This is a genomic window from Labrys miyagiensis, from assembly GCF_030160835.1.
Lineage (GTDB): Bacteria > Pseudomonadota > Alphaproteobacteria > Rhizobiales > Labraceae > Labrys > Labrys miyagiensis.
The window spans coordinates 1-16,723 of the sequence record NZ_BSPC01000064.1; the positions used below are offsets into that span (position 1 = coordinate 1).

Annotated in this window: 15 protein-coding genes and 1 pseudogene; 12 read left to right on the forward strand and 4 right to left on the reverse strand. The window is 64.0% G+C overall.

Annotated features, from left to right (window positions below):
- Positions 1–1,282 (forward strand): L,D-transpeptidase family protein (locus QQL24_RS27780; protein ID WP_284315554.1); only part of this gene is annotated, 1,282 nt, incomplete at its 5' end.
- A gap of 226 nt (positions 1,283–1,508) precedes the next feature.
- Positions 1,509–2,156 carry a glutathione S-transferase family protein gene (locus QQL24_RS27785; RefSeq protein ID WP_284315555.1) on the forward strand — a complete coding sequence of 216 codons (648 nt, stop codon included), beginning with the start codon at positions 1,509–1,511 and terminating at the stop codon, positions 2,154–2,156.
- A 534-nt stretch (positions 2,157–2,690) separates the two neighbouring features.
- Here the strand turns inward: QQL24_RS27785 and QQL24_RS27790 are convergent.
- Complete coding sequence (locus QQL24_RS27790; RefSeq protein WP_284315556.1) at positions 2,691–3,320, reverse strand: TetR/AcrR family transcriptional regulator; 630 nt, start codon at positions 3,318–3,320, stop codon at positions 2,691–2,693.
- A gap of 169 nt (positions 3,321–3,489) precedes the next feature.
- Here QQL24_RS27790 and QQL24_RS27795 point away from each other — a divergent pair, with 169 nt between their 5' ends.
- The 9 genes and pseudogenes from QQL24_RS27795 (at position 3,490) to QQL24_RS27835 (ending at position 13,459) form a co-directional block, all read left to right on the forward strand.
- The gene (locus QQL24_RS27795; RefSeq protein WP_284315557.1) at positions 3,490–4,542 is read left to right on the forward strand and encodes an efflux RND transporter periplasmic adaptor subunit; all 1,053 of its coding nucleotides are present in this window, start codon (positions 3,490–3,492) and stop codon (positions 4,540–4,542) included.
- Entirely contained in the window at positions 4,542–7,631 is a 3,090-nt protein-coding gene (locus QQL24_RS27800; RefSeq protein ID WP_284315558.1) for an efflux RND transporter permease subunit, read from the forward strand. The genes QQL24_RS27795 and QQL24_RS27800 overlap by 1 nt, the downstream gene beginning before the upstream one ends.
- Before the next feature lie 41 nt (positions 7,632–7,672).
- The gene (locus tag QQL24_RS27805; protein ID WP_284315559.1) at positions 7,673–8,908 is read left to right on the forward strand and encodes an alpha/beta hydrolase; all 1,236 of its coding nucleotides are present in this window, start codon (positions 7,673–7,675) and stop codon (positions 8,906–8,908) included.
- A 144-nt stretch (positions 8,909–9,052) separates the two neighbouring features.
- Positions 9,053–9,532, forward strand: a complete 480-nt coding sequence (locus QQL24_RS27810; RefSeq protein ID WP_284315560.1) for a hypothetical protein — start codon at positions 9,053–9,055, stop codon at positions 9,530–9,532.
- Between the two features lie 308 nt (positions 9,533–9,840).
- The gene (locus tag QQL24_RS27815; RefSeq protein WP_284315561.1) at positions 9,841–10,443 is read left to right on the forward strand and encodes an HAD family hydrolase; all 603 of its coding nucleotides are present in this window, start codon (positions 9,841–9,843) and stop codon (positions 10,441–10,443) included.
- A gap of 25 nt (positions 10,444–10,468) precedes the next feature.
- Positions 10,469–10,609, forward strand: a pseudogene (locus QQL24_RS27820) (aminoacyl--tRNA ligase-related protein); the annotation flags it as partial.
- Between the two features lie 30 nt (positions 10,610–10,639).
- Complete coding sequence (locus tag QQL24_RS27825; RefSeq protein ID WP_284315562.1) at positions 10,640–11,296, forward strand: hypothetical protein; 657 nt, start codon at positions 10,640–10,642, stop codon at positions 11,294–11,296.
- Positions 11,297–11,773: 477 nt separating this feature from the next.
- Positions 11,774–12,778 (forward strand): alpha/beta hydrolase family protein, encoded by a 1,005-nt coding sequence (locus QQL24_RS27830; protein WP_284315563.1) that lies wholly within the window; start codon positions 11,774–11,776, stop codon positions 12,776–12,778.
- Positions 12,779–13,060: 282 nt separating this feature from the next.
- Positions 13,061–13,459 carry a GFA family protein gene (locus tag QQL24_RS27835; protein WP_284315564.1) on the forward strand — a complete coding sequence of 133 codons (399 nt, stop codon included), beginning with the start codon at positions 13,061–13,063 and terminating at the stop codon, positions 13,457–13,459.
- Positions 13,460–13,588: 129 nt separating this feature from the next.
- Here the strand turns inward: QQL24_RS27835 and QQL24_RS27840 are convergent, their stop codons facing one another.
- Positions 13,589–14,332 carry an SDR family NAD(P)-dependent oxidoreductase gene (locus QQL24_RS27840; protein WP_284315565.1) on the reverse strand — a complete coding sequence of 248 codons (744 nt, stop codon included), beginning with the start codon at positions 14,330–14,332 and terminating at the stop codon, positions 13,589–13,591.
- Positions 14,333–14,446: 114 nt separating this feature from the next.
- On the opposite strand from QQL24_RS27840, the gene QQL24_RS27845 reads away from it, so the two are divergent.
- Complete coding sequence (locus tag QQL24_RS27845; protein WP_284315566.1) at positions 14,447–15,337, forward strand: LysR family transcriptional regulator; 891 nt, start codon at positions 14,447–14,449, stop codon at positions 15,335–15,337.
- A 67-nt stretch (positions 15,338–15,404) separates the two neighbouring features.
- Here the strand turns inward: QQL24_RS27845 and QQL24_RS27850 are convergent, their stop codons facing one another.
- Together QQL24_RS27850 and QQL24_RS27855 are read right to left on the reverse strand one after the other, a co-directional pair.
- Positions 15,405–16,043 (reverse strand): LysE family translocator, encoded by a 639-nt coding sequence (locus QQL24_RS27850; protein WP_431310767.1) that lies wholly within the window; start codon positions 16,041–16,043, stop codon positions 15,405–15,407.
- Positions 16,044–16,273: 230 nt separating this feature from the next.
- A complete protein-coding gene (locus QQL24_RS27855; protein ID WP_284315567.1) occupies positions 16,274–16,669 on the reverse strand; it encodes a DUF3592 domain-containing protein in 396 nt (131 codons plus the stop codon).
- Positions 16,670–16,723 lie beyond the last annotated feature (54 nt).

The following is a 16,723-nucleotide window of genomic DNA, read 5'->3' on the forward strand; positions in this document are numbered from 1 at the left end:
GACGCCGGCTCCGGCCGTGCCCGACGCGGCGAGCACCGCTCCCGATGCCGCCGCTCCGGCTGCGCCCGCCACCGCCGACGGCGCCAACCCGGCTCCCGCCGTGCCGGCCAAGCCCAAGGTCGCCAAGAAGGTGGTGAAGGCCGGGCCGTCCTACGCCGCCTCCACCCCGGTCGCCATTCCGGCGACGCCCTGGTCCTCGATCCCCACCTTCGACGCCGGCTCGCTCGACCGTCTCAACGGCCTCGCGCAGTATTATGCCAAGATCGCCCAGAATGGCGGCTTCCCGGCTGCTCCCCCCGTCGGCCTTGGCGCCGGCGCCTCGGGCGATGCCGTGCTCGCCTTGCGCCAGCGCCTGGTGATGGAGAAGGACCTGCCCGACTATCAGCGCGACAATCCGAAATGGGATGCCGGCCTCACCACCGCCGTCGGCCATTTCCAGATGCGCTACGGCCTGCAGCCCACCGGCAAGATCGATGACCGTACCCATGCCCAGATGGCCGTGCCGGTGCAGCAGCGCCTGATCCAGATCGGCCACAACATGGAGCGCGTCGGCGCCCGCTTCATCGACTTCAACCGCCGCTACGTGGTGGTGAACATCCCGAGCGCCCAGGTCGAGGCGATCGAGAACGGCCAGGTCGTGCGCCGCTACTTCGCCGTGGTCGGCCGGCCGCAGAACCCCTCTCCGGAGGTGGACGCCACCATCAGCGCCATCAACTTCAACCCCACCTGGACCGTGCCGCAATCCATCATCAAGAAGGAGATTGCGCCGCACATGCTGAAGGACTCGTCCTATCTCGCCCGGCAGAACATGTCGGTGATGGATGGTTCCGGCAAGACGATCGATCCGAAGTCGATCGACTGGTCGAGCCCGAAGGCCGCCAACTATATCGTGCGGCAGGCCAACGGCATGGGCAATGCCCTCGGCCAGCTGCGCATCCAGATGCCGAATCCGGACTCGGTCTACATGCATGACACGCCCACCAAGAAGCTGTTTGGCTCGGTCGACCGCTTCTTCTCGCATGGCTGCGTGCGCGTGCAGGGCGTGAACGACCTCGCCGCCTGGCTGCTGGGCGATGGCTGGGACGCCAGGCGCGTCACCCAGGAAGTGGCGACCGGCGAGCGCAAGGACCAGCCGATCCCCGACCGCGTGCCCGTGCACTGGGTCTACATGACCGCCTATGTCACCCCGGACGGCACGGCCCATTTCCGCCCCGACGTCTACAATCTCGACTTCGGCTCGGCCGCGCGCATTGCGGATGCCCAGGTGGTGAACCCGTATTGAGCTGGGAGCGCGGACTTCTCAGCGACATGCCTTCATGTCGCGATGTCCGCTCTTGAAGCGATAACGATCGCAGACCAGGCGGCGCGGTTGCGTAGCAGCATCGTTCCTGGCTCGAGAAGCTTCATCCTGCTTCTGGAAGGCGAATCATTCTACGATACGGCAGGAGCGGACATCGCGACATGAAGGCATGTCGCTGAGATGTCCGCGCTCCCGGGAATAACCCATCATGCTGAGAATCTGGGGACGGCGGAATTCCTTCAATGTGCAGAAGGTGATGTGGCTGGTGGGCGAGCTCGGCCTTGTCCATGAGCATATCCCCGCCGGCGGCAATTTCGGTGGGCTGGATACGCCGCAATTCCTGGCGATGAACCCGCATGGCCGCGTGCCGGTGATCGACGATGGCGGTGCCGTCATATGGGAATCGCATACGATCCTGCGCTACCTCGCCGCCCGCTACGGCGCCGGGCGCTTCTGGGCGGAGGATCCGGCGGCGCGCGCCGAGGCGGAGTGCTGGATGGACTGGCTGCAGACCGTGCTGCAGCCCGCCTTCCTCAACGACATCTTCTGGGGCTTCTACCGCACGCCGCCACAGCGGCGCGATGGGGCGACGATCCAGCGCGGCATCGACAAATGCACGGCTCATTTCCAGCTGCTCGACCGCTGGCTGGAGGGGCGGGCCTACATGCTCGGCGATCAGCTCAGCCTCGCCGACATCACCGTGGGCACCACGCTCTACCGCTATTACGGCCTGGACATCCCCCGCCCGCGCGTGCCGAATGTCGAGGCTTGGTATGCAAGCCTGCAGGAGCGCGCGCCCTATCGCGAGCACGTGATGGTGTCCTTCGCCGACCTCGAGGGACGGCTCGGGAATTGAGCTAAAGCGTTTTGCGATTTGCCGGATTCGGCAAGAATCGTAAAGACGCGTCGAACCAAAGAGTGAGAGCAAAGCAGCGTTTACGCTTGAACGCGCTTTGCTCTGGGGCAGGCGGCATGCCTTACGGGGATCGCTGGCATCCCTGCTCATGAGCGCTAACTTTGCAGCCCAGGAGCGGAGGCACAGCCGTCATTGCGAGCGCCAGCGAAGCAATCCAGGAGCCGCGGACACTGCCCTTTGGCCCCTGGATTGCTTCGCCCTGCGTAACTGCCCAGGTACTCCCTCATTTTTTGGCGCCCAAATATGCTCGCAGGACACGTCAGCGAGAACGCAGGTGAATCGCATCAAGAACAAATACGAGTCGACGGAACTCGTCATTGGCAGAGAGGCATGTCTTCTTACCCAAATTGAGGGTACCTGGGCAGTTACCGGATGCCTAATCAAGCAAGGTGACCTGGGCAGTTTCCAACAACGAAGGAATCGCTAAATCTCCGGGCGCAGAGAGGAATTCACTGCACCACCGTGCGCTGTGGATCACGAGCATCTGTAGCGTTGCAGAAACATCAGGATCGTCTCTTCAACTGCGTCCTCGGCCGAGACGGGTAGGCCCTCGCGGCCCATCATCCAGGGCCACAGAGATAGTTCGTTGAGCATCCCCATGAATTGGTGAGCTGCAAGGATCGGATTGCGGCAGTCCAGGATACCCAGCCCAGTCAGATGGGCGAGATAGCGCACGAGCCGCTCGGTTTGGGGGTCCATGACCGTGGCAAACTCCTCGGCGATCCACGGAAACTGACGGGAGTCGGCCACGACCATGCGAAGGAAGCCGAGATATTCCGGCTGCTCGTGAAGCTCTAGAATCATGCGCGCGACCAAACGCAGCACGTCCTCGACATCGCCTTGGGTTTCGACGCCGGACGGAAATGCGTCCTCGAGCTGACCCGACACCCTGACGAGCATCTCCCGAAAGATCTCCTCCTTGCTTGAGAACTGGTTGTAGAGCGTGCGTCGGGCCACGCCCGCGGCCACGGCCAGTTCGTCCATGCTGACAGAACCAAAGCCTCGTTTCAGGAACAGCTGCTCGGCCGCCTTGACGATGGCCTCCCGCGACCCGCCGCGCCGCGCAGCCGGGACGCCCTCTTTTGAATCGTTGCGAGTTTCCATACGAATTCCTTATTGCACTCTACAGTGCATATGAATATACTGCACTGTGCAGTGCATATCAAGGGCCAGATGCACTGGCGCCCGTTTTATCGTCGCGCCGGCTCCAGCAAGCCGAACCTCCATCAGCCCACTACGAAAGGCAGTGCCAGTGTGCAAGTTTCAGATCTTAATGGCCACCCTGCTCGCCACGGCTCTCACGGGCTGCGACAGTAAAGAGGCCCCCACAGCCCAGGTAAGACCGGTCCGGACGGTCGCTGCGGAGCCCGGTGCGCAGGGCGAGACCCTGGCGTTGACGGGCCAGGTTCGCCCCAAAGACCAGGTCAGCCTCGCCTTCCGCCTCGACGGACGCATGGTCAAGCGGCTTGTCAATGTCGGCGACGTCCTCAAGGCGGGCGAGATCGTCGCTCAACTCGACCCGCAAAACCAGCAGAACTCGCTGCGCGCGGCGCAAGCGAGTCTGGCCGCGGCCGAGGCGGCGCTGACGCAGGCCCGCCTGACTTTCGATCGGCAGCAACAGCTTCTAGCTGGCGGCTGGACCCAGCGTGCAAAATTCGACGAGGCTCAGCAATCGCTTCTCAGCGCCGAGGCCCAGGTGGACGCCGCCCATGCCCAGGTGGCCATCGCGCAAGATCAAGTGAATTACACCGACCTGATCGCAGATGCCCCCGGCGTGGTAACCGCAACTGGGGCCGAGCCGGGCGAGGTCATCCGCGCCGGACAGTCGATCGTGAACGTTGCGCGTCAGGGCGGACGCGATGCGGTATTCGATGTTTCGGAACAGCTCATCCGCACGAGCCCGCGCGATCCCGTGGTGCAGATCGTGTTGACCAACGATCCGTCCGTGCGGGCAACAGGCCGTGTGCGGGAGGTCTCGCCGCAGGCAGATGCCACCACAAGAACGTTCCAGGTCAAGGTTGGAATCATCGATCCTCCCCAGGAGATGCAGCTGGGTTCCACTGTCACCGGCAGCATCAAACTGGCCACCCCTTCCGGTCTTCAGGTTCCGCCGAGCGCGCTCACCAGGTCAGACGGCCGCCCGGCCGTGTGGGTCGTCGACCCAAAGAGCCAGACCGTGTCGCTGCGCAACGTCGATGTCTCACGATATGATCCGGCCGGCGTCATTGTTTCGCAGGGTCTGGACGCCGGGGAGACTGTAGTCACCGCAGGCGTGCAGACGCTGCATCCGGACCAGAAAGTCCGTGTGCTGGGAGGGGGTGTGTGATGCGCTTCAACCTCTCCGAATGGGCGCTCCGGCACCGGTCGCTCGTCACCTACTTCATGCTCATCATCGCCGTTGCGGGCGTCTGGTCCTACCTCCGGCTCGGCCGGAGTGAAGATCCGGACTTCACGGTCAAGACAATGGTGGTGCAGGCCGCATGGCCGGGCGCCACGGTCGCCGATACGATCGAGCAAGTCACCGACCGCCTTGAAAGCAAGCTGCAGGAAACACCAGGTCTCGATTACCTGAAGAGCTACACGACCCCAGGCCAGACGACGATCTTCGTCAACCTGAAGGACTCGACGCCTCCGGCTCAGGTGGCGAACATTTGGTACCAGGTGCGCAAGAAGGTGGGCGACATCCGGAGCACGCTGCCGCAGGGAATCGTCGGCCCCGGCTTCAACGACGAGTTCGGCGATACTTACGGCATCGTCTACGGCTTTACCACGGACGGCTTCACGGATCGGGAATTGCGGGACTACGTCGTCGATGTCCGCAAGCGCCTTCTGCAGCTTCCGGACATCTCCAAGATCGACCTACTCGGTGCGCAGGACGAGCGTGTGTATGTCGAATTCTCAGACAAGCAGCTGGCGGGCCTCGGGATCGACCGCTCCGCACTCATCACCGCGTTGCAGGCCCAGAACGCTGTCGCACCCCCGGGCGTCGTGCAGACCGAGGACGAGAAAATCCTCGTCCGCGTCTCGGGTGCCTTCCAATCCGAGCAGGATGTGCTCGCCGTCAATTTCGTCGCGAAGAACGGCCGCATCATTCGCCTCGGTGACATCGCGCATGTCGTCCGCGGGCCGGCCGACCCGGCGCAGCCGATGTTCCGCGTCAATGGACGCCAGGGCATCGGGCTGTCGATCGCCATGCGCAAGGGCGGTGACGTTCTGGCGCTGGGGCGCAATGTCGGGCACGCCATGGCCGAGATCAAGGCGAACCTGCCGGTCGGGATCGAGCCGACGCTCGTCGCCGACCAGCCGGTGACCGTGGAGCATGCCGTGGACGACTTCATGGAGGCCCTGTGGGAATCCGTCGCCATCGTGCTCGGTGTCAGCCTGCTCAGCCTCGGCCTGCGCGCCGGCGCGGTGGTGGCGCTCTCGATCCCGCTCGTGCTCGCCGCGGTGTTCGTGGCGATGGGATTCCTCGGGATCGACCTTCAGCGGATCTCGCTGGGCGCCCTCATCATCGCCCTCGGCCTGCTGGTCGATGATGCGATGATTACCGTCGAGACGATGGTCACACATCTGGAGCATGGCGAAGAAAAAGAGAAAGCGGCAACGTTTGCCTACTCCTCGACCGCCTTCCCGATGCTCACCGGCACATTGGTCACGGTGGCGGGTTTCGTGCCGATCGGGTTCGCGGCCAGCGCTGCTGGCGAGTACACCTTCTCGATCTTCGCCGTCGTTGCGATCGCGCTGCTCGTGTCCTGGGTTGTGGCGGTGCTGTTCGCCCCGTTGCTCGGTGTCTGGATCTTGAAAAAGCCCAAGGCGGCGCACTCCGGCGAGCCTGGACCGATCATGCGTTGTTTCCGCAGCTTCCTGATACTGGCGATGCGGGCGCGCTGGGTGACGCTGATCGCGACACTCTGCCTGTTTGGCGCTGCGGTCTATGGGATGCGTCTGGTTCCGCAACAATTCTTCCCGCCCTCGGACCGCCCCGAACTGCTGGTCGATCTGCAGTTGCCGCAGAACGCGTCGATGAACGCAACGCGCGATATCTCGACCCGGGTCGACCAACTCCTGGCGGGTGATCAGGACGTGGACCATTGGAGCACGAATGTCGGCCAGGGCGCCGTTCGCTTCTACCTGCCACTGAACGTCCAGCTTCCCAACGACTCTTTCGCCCAGCTCGTGGTTGTCACCAAGGGACTGGAGCAGCGCGAGCGCGTCAAGGCCAAGCTGGAGCAGGCACTGGCCACGCAGTTTCCGAATGCCGTCGGGCGGGTCTATCCGCTCGAACTCGGGCCGCCTGTCGGTTGGCCGTTGCAATACCGGGTGACCGGCGTCGATCCCGAGCAAGTGCGCGACATCGCCTTCAATGTCGCGAAGATCCTGAGTGATGACCCGAATGCCCGCAACGTCAACTACAACTGGATGGAGCCGGCACGAACGTTGCGCGTTCGCGTCGATCAAGACCAGGCGAGGCTCCTCGGCCTGAGCTCGGAGAATCTTGCTCAGACCCTGAACGCGGTCGTGTCCGGCATCACGTCAACCCAGATGCGCAGCGGCACCTATCTCGTTGATGTGGTCGTGCGGGCCTCGGCTGAGGAGCGCATGTCGCTCTCGACGATCCGTGCGCTTCAGGTGCCGTTGCCGAATGGGCAGACCGTTCCGCTGAGCCAGATTGCATCCGTGGAATACGGCCAGGAGTATCCCATGATCTGGCGACGAGACCGATCACCGACCGTGACGGTGCAAGCCGATGTCGCGCCCGGCATTCAGACCGCGACCGTCGTCCAGGCTTTGGCGCCGAAGTTTGAGGCCCTGAATGCGAGCCTGCCGAGCGGTTACCATATCGCACTCGGGGGAACGGTCGAGGAGAGCAGCAAGGCGCAGGTGTCCGTCGCAGCGGTCCTGCCGTTGATGCTCATCCTGATCCTGACGGTGCTGATGATCCAGCTTCAGAGCTTCAATCGCCTGTTCCTGGTGATCAGCGTGGCCCCGCTCGGCCTTGTCGGGGTCGTCGCGGCGCTCCTGCTGGCGGACAAGCCCCTCGGCTTCGTCGCACTCCTCGGCGTGCTCGCGCTGACAGGCATGATCGCGCGCAATTCGGTGATCCTGATCGATCAGATCGAAAAGGAGAAGGCGCACGGCCGACATCCTTGGGATGCGGTCGTTGAGGCCACCACGCACCGGTTCCGCCCGATCCTGCTGACCGCCGCTGCTGCCATCCTCGGTATGATCCCGATCGCATCCACCATCTTCTGGGGCCCGATGGCTTACGCGATCATGGGCGGCTTGGCGGTTGCAACGCTTCTGACGCTGATCTTCCTTCCGGCGCTCTACGTGACGTGGTTCCGCATCGAGCGACCCAGGGTGACGGCAGGCGAAAGCGTCGATCTCGGGCATGCCGCCACGGTCAGCCTATGACCCGAATGGCTTTCACCGAGCGCCACTTCTTGGAGATGGCCATGTACATCAACGCCGCTCGCGAAGGCCCGTTTCCAGGCCTGTTGGGGTCGCTTGTCGCAGGTGGCACACCGCCGCCCGCGACTCGCCCCGCCAATCACGGCATTAAGCATCTGACGGGGGTGAGTGACGCTGTGCGCAGGGGAAAGTCAAGACCGGAAGCCGGGTCCTCCAGTGCGCTTCGGCGTCTCCTGGCCTGCTCACTTGTAGTCGCGGCGGCGTTGCTTAGCGGCTGCGCCTCCCGCCCGGAAAGTGGGTTTCTGCGCCCGGTTTCAGGGTCTGCCACGGGCGCGAGCGAGCATACGCTTCTGATCGCAACGACCCGCGAGCGCGATTCCAGGCCAGGCACGCTGTTCAATGGCGATCGATCAGGGGCGCTCGATTATGCCACCGTTACCGTTTCCGTCCCACCCAAGCATGTAAGCGGGCAAGTCGAATGGCCCTCGTCTCCCCATGGTAATCCCCAGTCCGATTTTGTCGTGCGAAAGGCTGCCTATATCGACGGCGAGAAGGCCTTCATCCGCACGCTAAATGCCAGGTTGGACGCGCAGCCGCCCGGCAAACGCAAAGTGCTGGTGTTCATTCACGGCTACAACACGATGTTTGCCGAGGGGCTCTATCGCTTCTCGCAAATCATCGAGGACTCGAATTCGCCCGCAGTTCCCGTGCTGTTTACTTGGTCGTCGCAGGGGAGCCTCACTGGCTATGTCTACGACACAAACAGTGCGACGGTGGCGCGGGATGACCTGGAACATACCCTCCGCCTCATTGCTGCCAGTGACGCTGACGAGATCAACATCGTCGCCCATTCGATGGGCAATTGGGTGACGGTGGAGGCCATTCGGCAAATCAAGATATCGGGCGATACGAGGGGAGCCAATAAGGTTGGAGCTATCATCTTGGCGGCGCCAGACATCGACCTCGACGTGTTCAAGTCTGAGATGAAACGCATTGGACGGCTCCGCAAGCCCTTCTTCATCGTTGTCTCGAAGGACGATCAGGCCTTGCAGTTTTCAAGGTTCATTGCGGGCGACAGACCCAGGCTCGGGGCCGACAGCAATGTGCAGGAGTTGGCGGCGTTAGGGGCGATCGTGATCGATCTGACGACCTTGAAGGGAAATGACCCCCTAAACCATGGCAAGTTCGCACAGCTTGCCAACGTTGCTCCAGAGCTGGAGCGTGTTTTGCAGGATGATACAGCGGCCGGCAAAGACTCCGTGCCGAAAAATCAACGGTGATCGGCGGTCGACTTGCTTCTTTCATTACCCTTCCGGTCAGAATCATCCATCCGCGCAGGCAGATCGCTTCTGAGGCACAACCCTAAGCGCGACCTCGGCAGCCTGATCGAAACCTGTCAATCGGCCCCGTCCAGGGGGTAACACTTGTTAGAGGTGACCTTGCAAATCGACCCAACTCTCCTGAGTACGATCTCGGCCCTTTCAGGGACCATCGTGGGCGGCGGCACATCCCTGGTCGCGGCCATCTACACCCAGCGCTACCAGGATCGCCTTCAGCGCATCGCACGTGAGGTTGAGAAGCGGGAGGCTGTTTATTCTGATTTCGTAATGCACGCGTCAAACCTGCTGCTGAACGCCTACACGCGTGACGAGATCGTGCTGGGCGGGGAAGAGCCGCGCCTGATCGGGCTTATCAACCGCATGAGGCTGTTCGCTCCGGCTGAGGTCGTCGGTGGAGCGGAAAAGGTGCTCAGAGTCATTGTCGAAATCTCGCTGAAGCCGAGTATCGAACTCCGACAACTCGCGCAGGAGGCGCTGTCCAAGAGCCTTGACCCCGATACGCTCCTGGTATTCAGCTCAACGTGCCGGGACGACTTGGACCGCGTGCGCCGGACGACCGTGTAACTATGAGCAGGATTGGGCTCTCTATTGCAGTGCCCTGGTGCCTCTTTCGGAACCTAAGCGCGAGATTTTGCGACGCCCTACCGCTTCGCTCGCAATGACGGTGTTTCTGCCACCCTCATCGACCAAAGTTAGCGCCCGCGAGCATCCTTGCCTGCCTCTTATCTTTTCTCTGGCGCAATGGTTCGAAGAGCAGGTTGTCGCCACAACCATCAAGATGGTTGTGGCTGAGATGCCTGCGATCCCGGGGAGGGCTCGCCCTAAAATCTCCCGATTGCCCACCGAGGCTGGCGGGCCAACGGATTCCCGCCATGTCCTCTCCCTTCCAGGCTCTCGTCTTCGATCTCGGCGGCGTCGTGGTGCAGCATGACAATGCCGTGCTGTTCACACGCCTCGCCTCGCGCTGCGCCCCCGCCTGGGGCATGGCGGAAGTCGGCGCGCTTTTCAGGCAGAACCGTTGGGAGACCGGCGCGCCGATCCGCGATTTCCATGCCCAGCTCCAGGCCGAAGCCGGTTATGCCGAGCCCTGGGAGATCTTCCTGGACGACTGGTGCTGCCATCTCGCCGTCGATCCCTCCATGCTGGCGCTGATGGGCGGGCTGGCGCGCCACAACCGTGTCGTCATCTTCTCCAACACCAACCAGGAGCACTGGGACTTCGTGCTGGCCGCCTCGGGCGGGGCCTTTGCCGCCTACGAGCCCTATCTCAGCCACCTGATCGGCCACGGCAAGCCTGCGGTGCGCGCCTTCGAGGTGGTGGCCGAACAGGCCGGGCTCGACCCGGCGCGCTCGATCTTCTTCGACGACAAGCCTGAGAACGTCGAAGGCGCCCGCCAGGCCGGGTTCCAGGCGGAGGTGTTCCAAGACGAGGCCTGGTTGCGCGGGTTTCTGAAGGAGAAGGGCGTGCGGGTTTAGTCTGCTCTTGAAATGCCTTGCCCCCTCCTGGCGCACGGATTTCCCGCAGCGCTACCGCGCGCCGGCCCGCAAGGGCGCCCCAGTCGAGCACGACGTCCTCGTCCACGAAATCGCCATCGGCCTCGACCGCTGCGTCTACAACTGGACGATTGCGGCGGGTCGCTAATCTGCTGTTAAGTTCGCGCTGGGATAGGGCATGTTGCGCGGCGAGAATCGCATCTCGACGGGGGAGAGCATGAAGCAGGTCGCCATCACGGTCCTCGCTTGTCTGGCAGCCGGTTCCTCCGCCGCCGCCGATTGCCTGTCGGACTTCAAGGCGCTCAATGCCGTCAAGGCCGAGGCCGGGCCGTTCCGGATCGAGATGCAGGTGAGCGTGGTGCCGCCGGCGGCCTCGGGGCAGAAGCCCGAGCCGGTGCCGGTGAGCACCATCACCACGCTGGTGGTGCCATTGGGCTCCTACCGCATGACCAAGACGGGCAAGGGCCAGACGATCGATCTCGTCGTCCTCGACAGGCAGAAGGCCTGGAGCAAGCAGCCGGACGGCTGGAAGCCCGTCGAGGCGGAGAAGATGCCCGATCTCACAGGCGCCTGGCCGACGGCCGAATATGTCGCGGCAGTCAAGCTCTTCAATCTGCAATGCCTCGGGGAACAGCCCTACAAGGACAAACCGGCCCTCGCCTTCGGCTTCGACATCGCGCCGCAGAACAGCGCCTCCCACATCACGGCCTATTTCGACCCCGCCACCCGCCTGCCGCTGGGGAGCGAAGTGGTGACCGAAGCCGGCGCGAAGGCGATCGTCGATGCGGCGTATGTGTTCGACAGGACGATCAGCGTGAGCGCGCCGGTGCCGTGAGGGGGGCTCCTTCATGGGCCTCGTGGCCGTGCTGATCCTCCGGTTGGGCGAGATGGGACATTCAAGAATGAGATGGGCCCTCGAAGTCCCCTCGCCCCGTTCTTACGGGGAGAGGATAAAGGTGAGGGGCAGCACAGGCTGTCGGGATTGGCATTTCGAAAAGGCACGAGCCATGAGGCATGCCTACGCAGACCGGTGGGATATTTTGGTTTGGTCAGGAAACTTTATTCTGCTGACATCGAGTGGCCCCTCACCTCTATCCTCTCCCCGTAAACGGGGCGAGGGGGCGCAGGCGGCGAGCCCTTTCTTCGATCCCCCATCTCGCCCAACCGTTTCAAATTTACTGCGATCATTGTTGTGGGATGTGAATCAGACAGCCCGCTTCGCGTCGCGTATTTTGCAGTCCTCGATCACGTTCCAGGTCGCGCGCCTTTTCCCCGCCGCCTAAGCCGTCTCCGTCACGACACGGAGATCCCCATGACCTTGCTTTCCAGGCTTACCCTTTCCGCCCTCGCTCTCCTGCTGGCCACCGCCGCCGCCAGTGCCGCCGGGCTCAAGCTCATCGACATCCCAGCGGCCGGTGAAGCGCCGGCCCTGACAGGCGCGGTGTGGTATCCCTGCCCGGGGCAGGCGCCAACCGAGATCCGCTTCGGTCCCGCCAGCCTGTTGGCCGTGCGCGACTGCCCCGTCACGGGCGGTGGGCTGCCGCTGGTGGTGATGTCGCATGGCGTCGGCGGCTGGTTCGGCGGCCATCACGATACCGCCGAGGCGCTGGCCGATGCGGGCTTCATCGTCGCCGCCATCAACCATCCCCTCGACAGCGGCCGCTCGCCGATCCGCCGCCCGGGCGACCTCGCCTCGATGATCGAGCGGCCCGCCGACATCAAGCGCCTGGTCGACTATATGCTCGCGGCCTGGCCCGATGCCGGGCGCGTCGACCCCGCCCGCATCGGCGTCTTCGGCTTTTCGCGCGGCGGCTATACCGGCCTTGCCGTTGCCGGCGGCACGCCGGACCTCCGGCTGGTGCTGCGCGACTGCCCGACCTATCCCGGCAACCGCTGGTGCGAGCAGATCCGCGAAGGTTTGCTGCTGAGCCGGCCGATCGTGCATGACAAGCGCATCAAGGCCGCCGTGATCGCCGATCCCGCGCTCGGCGCCCAATTCACGGCGGCGGGCCTGAAGGACGTGACGATTCCCGTGCAGCTCTGGGCCTCCGAGCGGGGTGGCGATGGCGTCACGCCGGCTGGTGGCGCCGCCGTCAATCGGGATCTGCCGGTGAAGCCCGACTACCGCATCGTACCGAATTCCGGCCACTTCGCCTTCCTCGCCCCCTGCAGCGCGGCGTTCGCCAAGGCCGCCAGTGATTTCGGCGAGCCAGAGCTTTGCGAAGATGCGCCGGGGTTTGACCGCGTCGCGTTCCACAAGGCGTTCGACGAGGCGGTGGTGGCGTTCTTCAGGACGCATCTGGCGGGGGAGTTGTGAAGGGCAGCGGTAAAGGGCGCTGCGCGAGAGCCTCCCCCACGAAGCTGGGGGAGGTGGGCCGGCGAAGCCGGCTCGGAGGGGGTGTGGTCAGGAAAGGGCGCGGGAACCGTCAACCCATGGCATCGTTTCGCGTGCCTCATTCTGACCACACCCCCTCCGACCTCACTTCGTTCGGCCACCTCCCCCAGCTTCGTGGGGGAGGCTCAGGTCGCGCCCATCTCCTCTCGCCCGCCCCCGCCCCGATGCTGTAAGCTCCGCCGTGCAAACCGGGGAAGGGCACACATGATCGAGGGATCCTGCCTCTGCGGCCAATTGCGCTGGCGTTGCGATGCCGCGCAGGAGTCCGCCACCGCCTGCAATTGCACGGCCTGCCGGCGTTACGGCGTGCTCTGGGCCTATGGCCACGAGAACGAGGACATCCATGTCTCCGGCGAGACGCGCGCCTATGCGCGTGCGCGCGGGACGCCCAGCCTCGAATTTCATTTCTGCCCGCATTGCGGCTGCGTCGGCTACTGGCGCGCCACCCGCACCAATGACAAGGGCCAGCGCCGCATCGCGGTGAACCTGCGCCTCGCCGAGCCCGACGCCGTGGCCGCCCTCCTCATCGACCATTTCGACGGCCTCGACAGCTTCGAGGACCTGCCGCGCGACGGTACCTGTATCGCGGACGTGTGGTTCTGACCTGGGAGCGCGGACTTCCAGTCCGCTCTTGAAACGTTGCGGGCGTAGAAAAGGGCGCGAACCTCGGCGGTTGCGCCCTTCCTGGTGATATCGGCGGTTCAAGAGCGGACTGGAAGTCCGCGCTCCCGGCTACCTCTGCCCGCCCGACGCCGTGATGCGCTCGCCCGTCAGCCATGCCGACTGGTCGGAGGCCAGGAACACGGCGACGTGGGCGATGTCGTCGGGGCGGCCCATGCGGCCCATCGGCAGGGTCGCGCCGATCGACTTGGCGGCCTCGCCGTCGACGCCCAGTGCGGCCAGGCCCTCGGTCTCGGTCATGCCGGGGGCGATGGCGTTGACGCGGATGCCGCGACCGGCAAGCTCATTGGCGAGGGCCTTGGTAATGGCGTCGACAGCCGCCTTGGAGGCGGAATAGACCACCGAATTCGGCACGGGATTGGTGCTGGAGATCGTCGAGAGATTGATTACGCTGCCGCCCTGGCCGAAGGCGCGAGCCGCTTCCTGGGTCGCGAGCAGGGTGCCGAGCACGTTGACGTCGAACTGGCGGCGGTAATCGGCTTCGGTCACCGTGTCGAGCGGTGCGAAACTGAAGACGCCGGCATTGTTGACGAGGATGCCGGGGGCACCGAGCGTCGCGCTGGTCTCGGCGAACAGGCGCTGCACGTCGGCGCTCTTGCTGACATCGGCCTGAATGGCCACCGCCTTGCCGCCCTCGCGCAGGATGTCGCCGACCACCTTGTCCGCGCCCTCGCGGCTGGCCGCATAGTTCACCGCCACGGCGGCGCCGGCCCTAGCGAATTGCCGCGCGATGGCCGCGCCGATGCCCTTCGAAGCGCCTGTCACGATCGCCACCTTGCCCTTGAGTTCGTCCATGATCCTTCTCCTTGCTGGGTTGAGGCGCCGCGCTGCGGCGTTGCCCAAGGAGATAAGTCATACGCGTAAGGTAGGGTAGCGGCGCAGATCCTATATGATATATACGTTCACCGTATGAATGATCGCCTCCAGCAACTCGCCATCTTCGTGCGCACCGTCGAGACCGGCAGCTTCTCGAAGGTGGCGCGCGAATTCGGCCTGTCGCAGCCCTCGGTCTCCCGCATGGTGGCGGCGCTGGAGGAGCGGCTCGGCGTCAAGCTGCTCACGCGCACCACGCGCCAGCTTTCGCTCACCGATGCCGGCGAGGCGCTGCTCACCCGGGCACGCGACGCGCTGGCCGGTATCGAGGAGGCCGAGAACGCGGCGCGCGGGGCCGACAGGCTGTCCGGTATGCTGCGCGTCGCCCTGCCGGCGACCTTCGGCGTGCGCCAGATCGTGCCGCTGCTCCCCGTCTTCCTCGAACGCCATCCCGGGCTCAAGGTCGACCTGATGATGGCCGACCGCTTGGAGAACCTCATTGCCGAGGGCGCGGACATGGCGCTGCGCCTAGGCGAACAGCCGGATTCGAGTTTCGTGACGCGCCGGCTCGCCACCGCCAGGCGCCTGTTCATCGCCGCGCCTTCCTATCTCGTCCGCCGCGGCGCGCCTTCCAGTCTTGCCGATCTCGACCGGCATCATCTCATCGGCGGCCCCAGCGATGGCAGCGAGCCGAACTGGACTGCGAGCCGCGACGGCGTCAGCGAGACCCGGCCGGTGGATCCACGCCTGCGCACCCGCTCCGCCGCTGGCGCTGTCGCCTGTGCCAGCGCGGGCCTCGGCATCGCCACCGCCTCCATCTGGATGTGCGGGGAGGAACTCGCCTCAGGCGCGCTGGTCGAGATCCTTGGTCACTACCGCCTCGCCCCCGTCACGGCCCATGTCGTCTTCCCCGCCGGCCGCCGCCCGACCCAGAAGGCCCGCGCCTTCGCCGACTATCTGGCAGGAGCGCTGGTGGAGGGCGCGTGAGGGGCTCTCGCGCGTGAAAAGCATGTGTAGCCGGACACTTGAAACTGAAGCAGTCTGGAGCGGCCAGCTAGCGCACGGCCCTGAGGCCCTCCGCCATGAGTCTCGCTCCGAGGGCGCCGACGATGGCGCCGGCGGCCCGGTCGATCCAGGGCTTGGCGCGCAGGTAGAGCGAGCGCGGCCGGCTGGCCGAGAAGGTCACGGCAACGATGGCGTACCAGCCGAATTCGTTGCAGAACAGCAAGGGCGGCAGGGCCAGCAGCATCCAGAGCGGCGGATGGGCGGGCAGCATCGCCGCGAACATCGAACCGTAGAAGATGGCGGTCTTCGGGTTGGCGAGCTGCACCAGCAGCGCCCGGACGAAGGCTTTCCGGGAGGATCCCTGGCGCCCCGGCTGGCCGGCCGCGATCTCGATCTTGTCCTTGGCGCCGCGCCAGATCTTGATGCCGATCCAGACGAGATAGGCGCCGCCGGCGACACGCAGAAGGATGTCGAGCCAGGCCACCTGCAGCAGGAGCGCGGTGAGGCCGGCGACGGCGATGCAGGCGAAGATGAAGCCGCCGGCCCCCATGCCGACCGCAGCCGCCAGCCCGTCGCGGCGCTCGCCGGCCACCGCGATGCGGGAAACCACCACGAAGCTCGGCCCCGGGCTCATGGCGCCGAGCAGGAAGACGCCGAGAATGGAAAGAAGGGTCAGGGTTTCAGACAAGGTTCTCTCCACTGTCGAATGGGTGTCGCGTTGATCTGTCGCTGCGCCGCGGGCGAACCTTAGCGCTGGATGCGGCTGGGTAGAAGGCCAGTAATCATGAGTCAGGTCTTGCGATAGGGCAAAAATCGCCAGTTCCGCGCACCGATGTACGTTCATGCTTGGGCTGTCATTGCGAAAAACTAGACATGGAGTGCGGTATGCACCCCATTGGCAAAAGGGCTATCTCTACCTCATTGTGAGCGCTTACGAAAAAGCCAGGAAAACGCCGCACCTAGGAACAGTGAAGCCAAGAGCCCAAAAATCAGATCGCCCTGCATAGCATCGCTTTGCGGTTGATACAGCGTGTTAAAATTGGGCTTATCTACACTATACCATACTAATATGTTGTCTCCGGGCTCTAGGGATGTGCATTTTGGCTTGTCTATCCAATCCCTTCCTGAATAGGTCGAACCATTGACAGTGAATTTGTATTCGGCGCCATTGTTCTTGGCGCAAATAATATCCGTTATCTCCGCATCAGTAAAAGTATAATTTTTAGACAGAAAATAATCTTTCGGAATTGTCATAATATAGAATACGATCAGAAAGGCGAAGAAAGTTGTTATGAATATCGCTTTTTTTGACAATTTATTTGTCTCGGATCGCGGTCGGGAGCGGGCAGAGCGGTGGCGTCAGGCTGC

Bases quoted from the DNA above. Each gene is read 5' to 3' on its own strand.
- QQL24_RS27815 (WP_284315561.1), top strand. From the start codon at position 9,841: ATGTCCTCTCCCTTCCAGGCTCTCGTCTTCGATCTCGGCGGCGTCGTG.
- QQL24_RS27835 (WP_284315564.1), top strand. From the start codon at position 13,061: ATGATCGAGGGATCCTGCCTCTGCGGCCAATTGCGCTGGCGTTGCGAT.
- QQL24_RS27825 (WP_284315562.1), top strand. From the start codon at position 10,640: ATGTTGCGCGGCGAGAATCGCATCTCGACGGGGGAGAGCATGAAGCAG.
- QQL24_RS27805 (WP_284315559.1), top strand. From the start codon at position 7,673: ATGTACATCAACGCCGCTCGCGAAGGCCCGTTTCCAGGCCTGTTGGGG.
- QQL24_RS27830 (WP_284315563.1), top strand. From the start codon at position 11,774: ATGACCTTGCTTTCCAGGCTTACCCTTTCCGCCCTCGCTCTCCTGCTG.
- QQL24_RS27795 (WP_284315557.1), top strand. From the start codon at position 3,490: ATGGCCACCCTGCTCGCCACGGCTCTCACGGGCTGCGACAGTAAAGAG.
- QQL24_RS27790 (WP_284315556.1), bottom strand. From the start codon at position 3,320: ATGGAAACTCGCAACGATTCAAAAGAGGGCGTCCCGGCTGCGCGGCGC.
- QQL24_RS27800 (WP_284315558.1), top strand. From the start codon at position 4,542: ATGCGCTTCAACCTCTCCGAATGGGCGCTCCGGCACCGGTCGCTCGTC.
- QQL24_RS27840 (WP_284315565.1), bottom strand. From the start codon at position 14,332: ATGGACGAACTCAAGGGCAAGGTGGCGATCGTGACAGGCGCTTCGAAG.
- QQL24_RS27845 (WP_284315566.1), top strand. From the start codon at position 14,447: ATGAATGATCGCCTCCAGCAACTCGCCATCTTCGTGCGCACCGTCGAG.
- QQL24_RS27785 (WP_284315555.1), top strand. From the start codon at position 1,509: ATGCTGAGAATCTGGGGACGGCGGAATTCCTTCAATGTGCAGAAGGTG.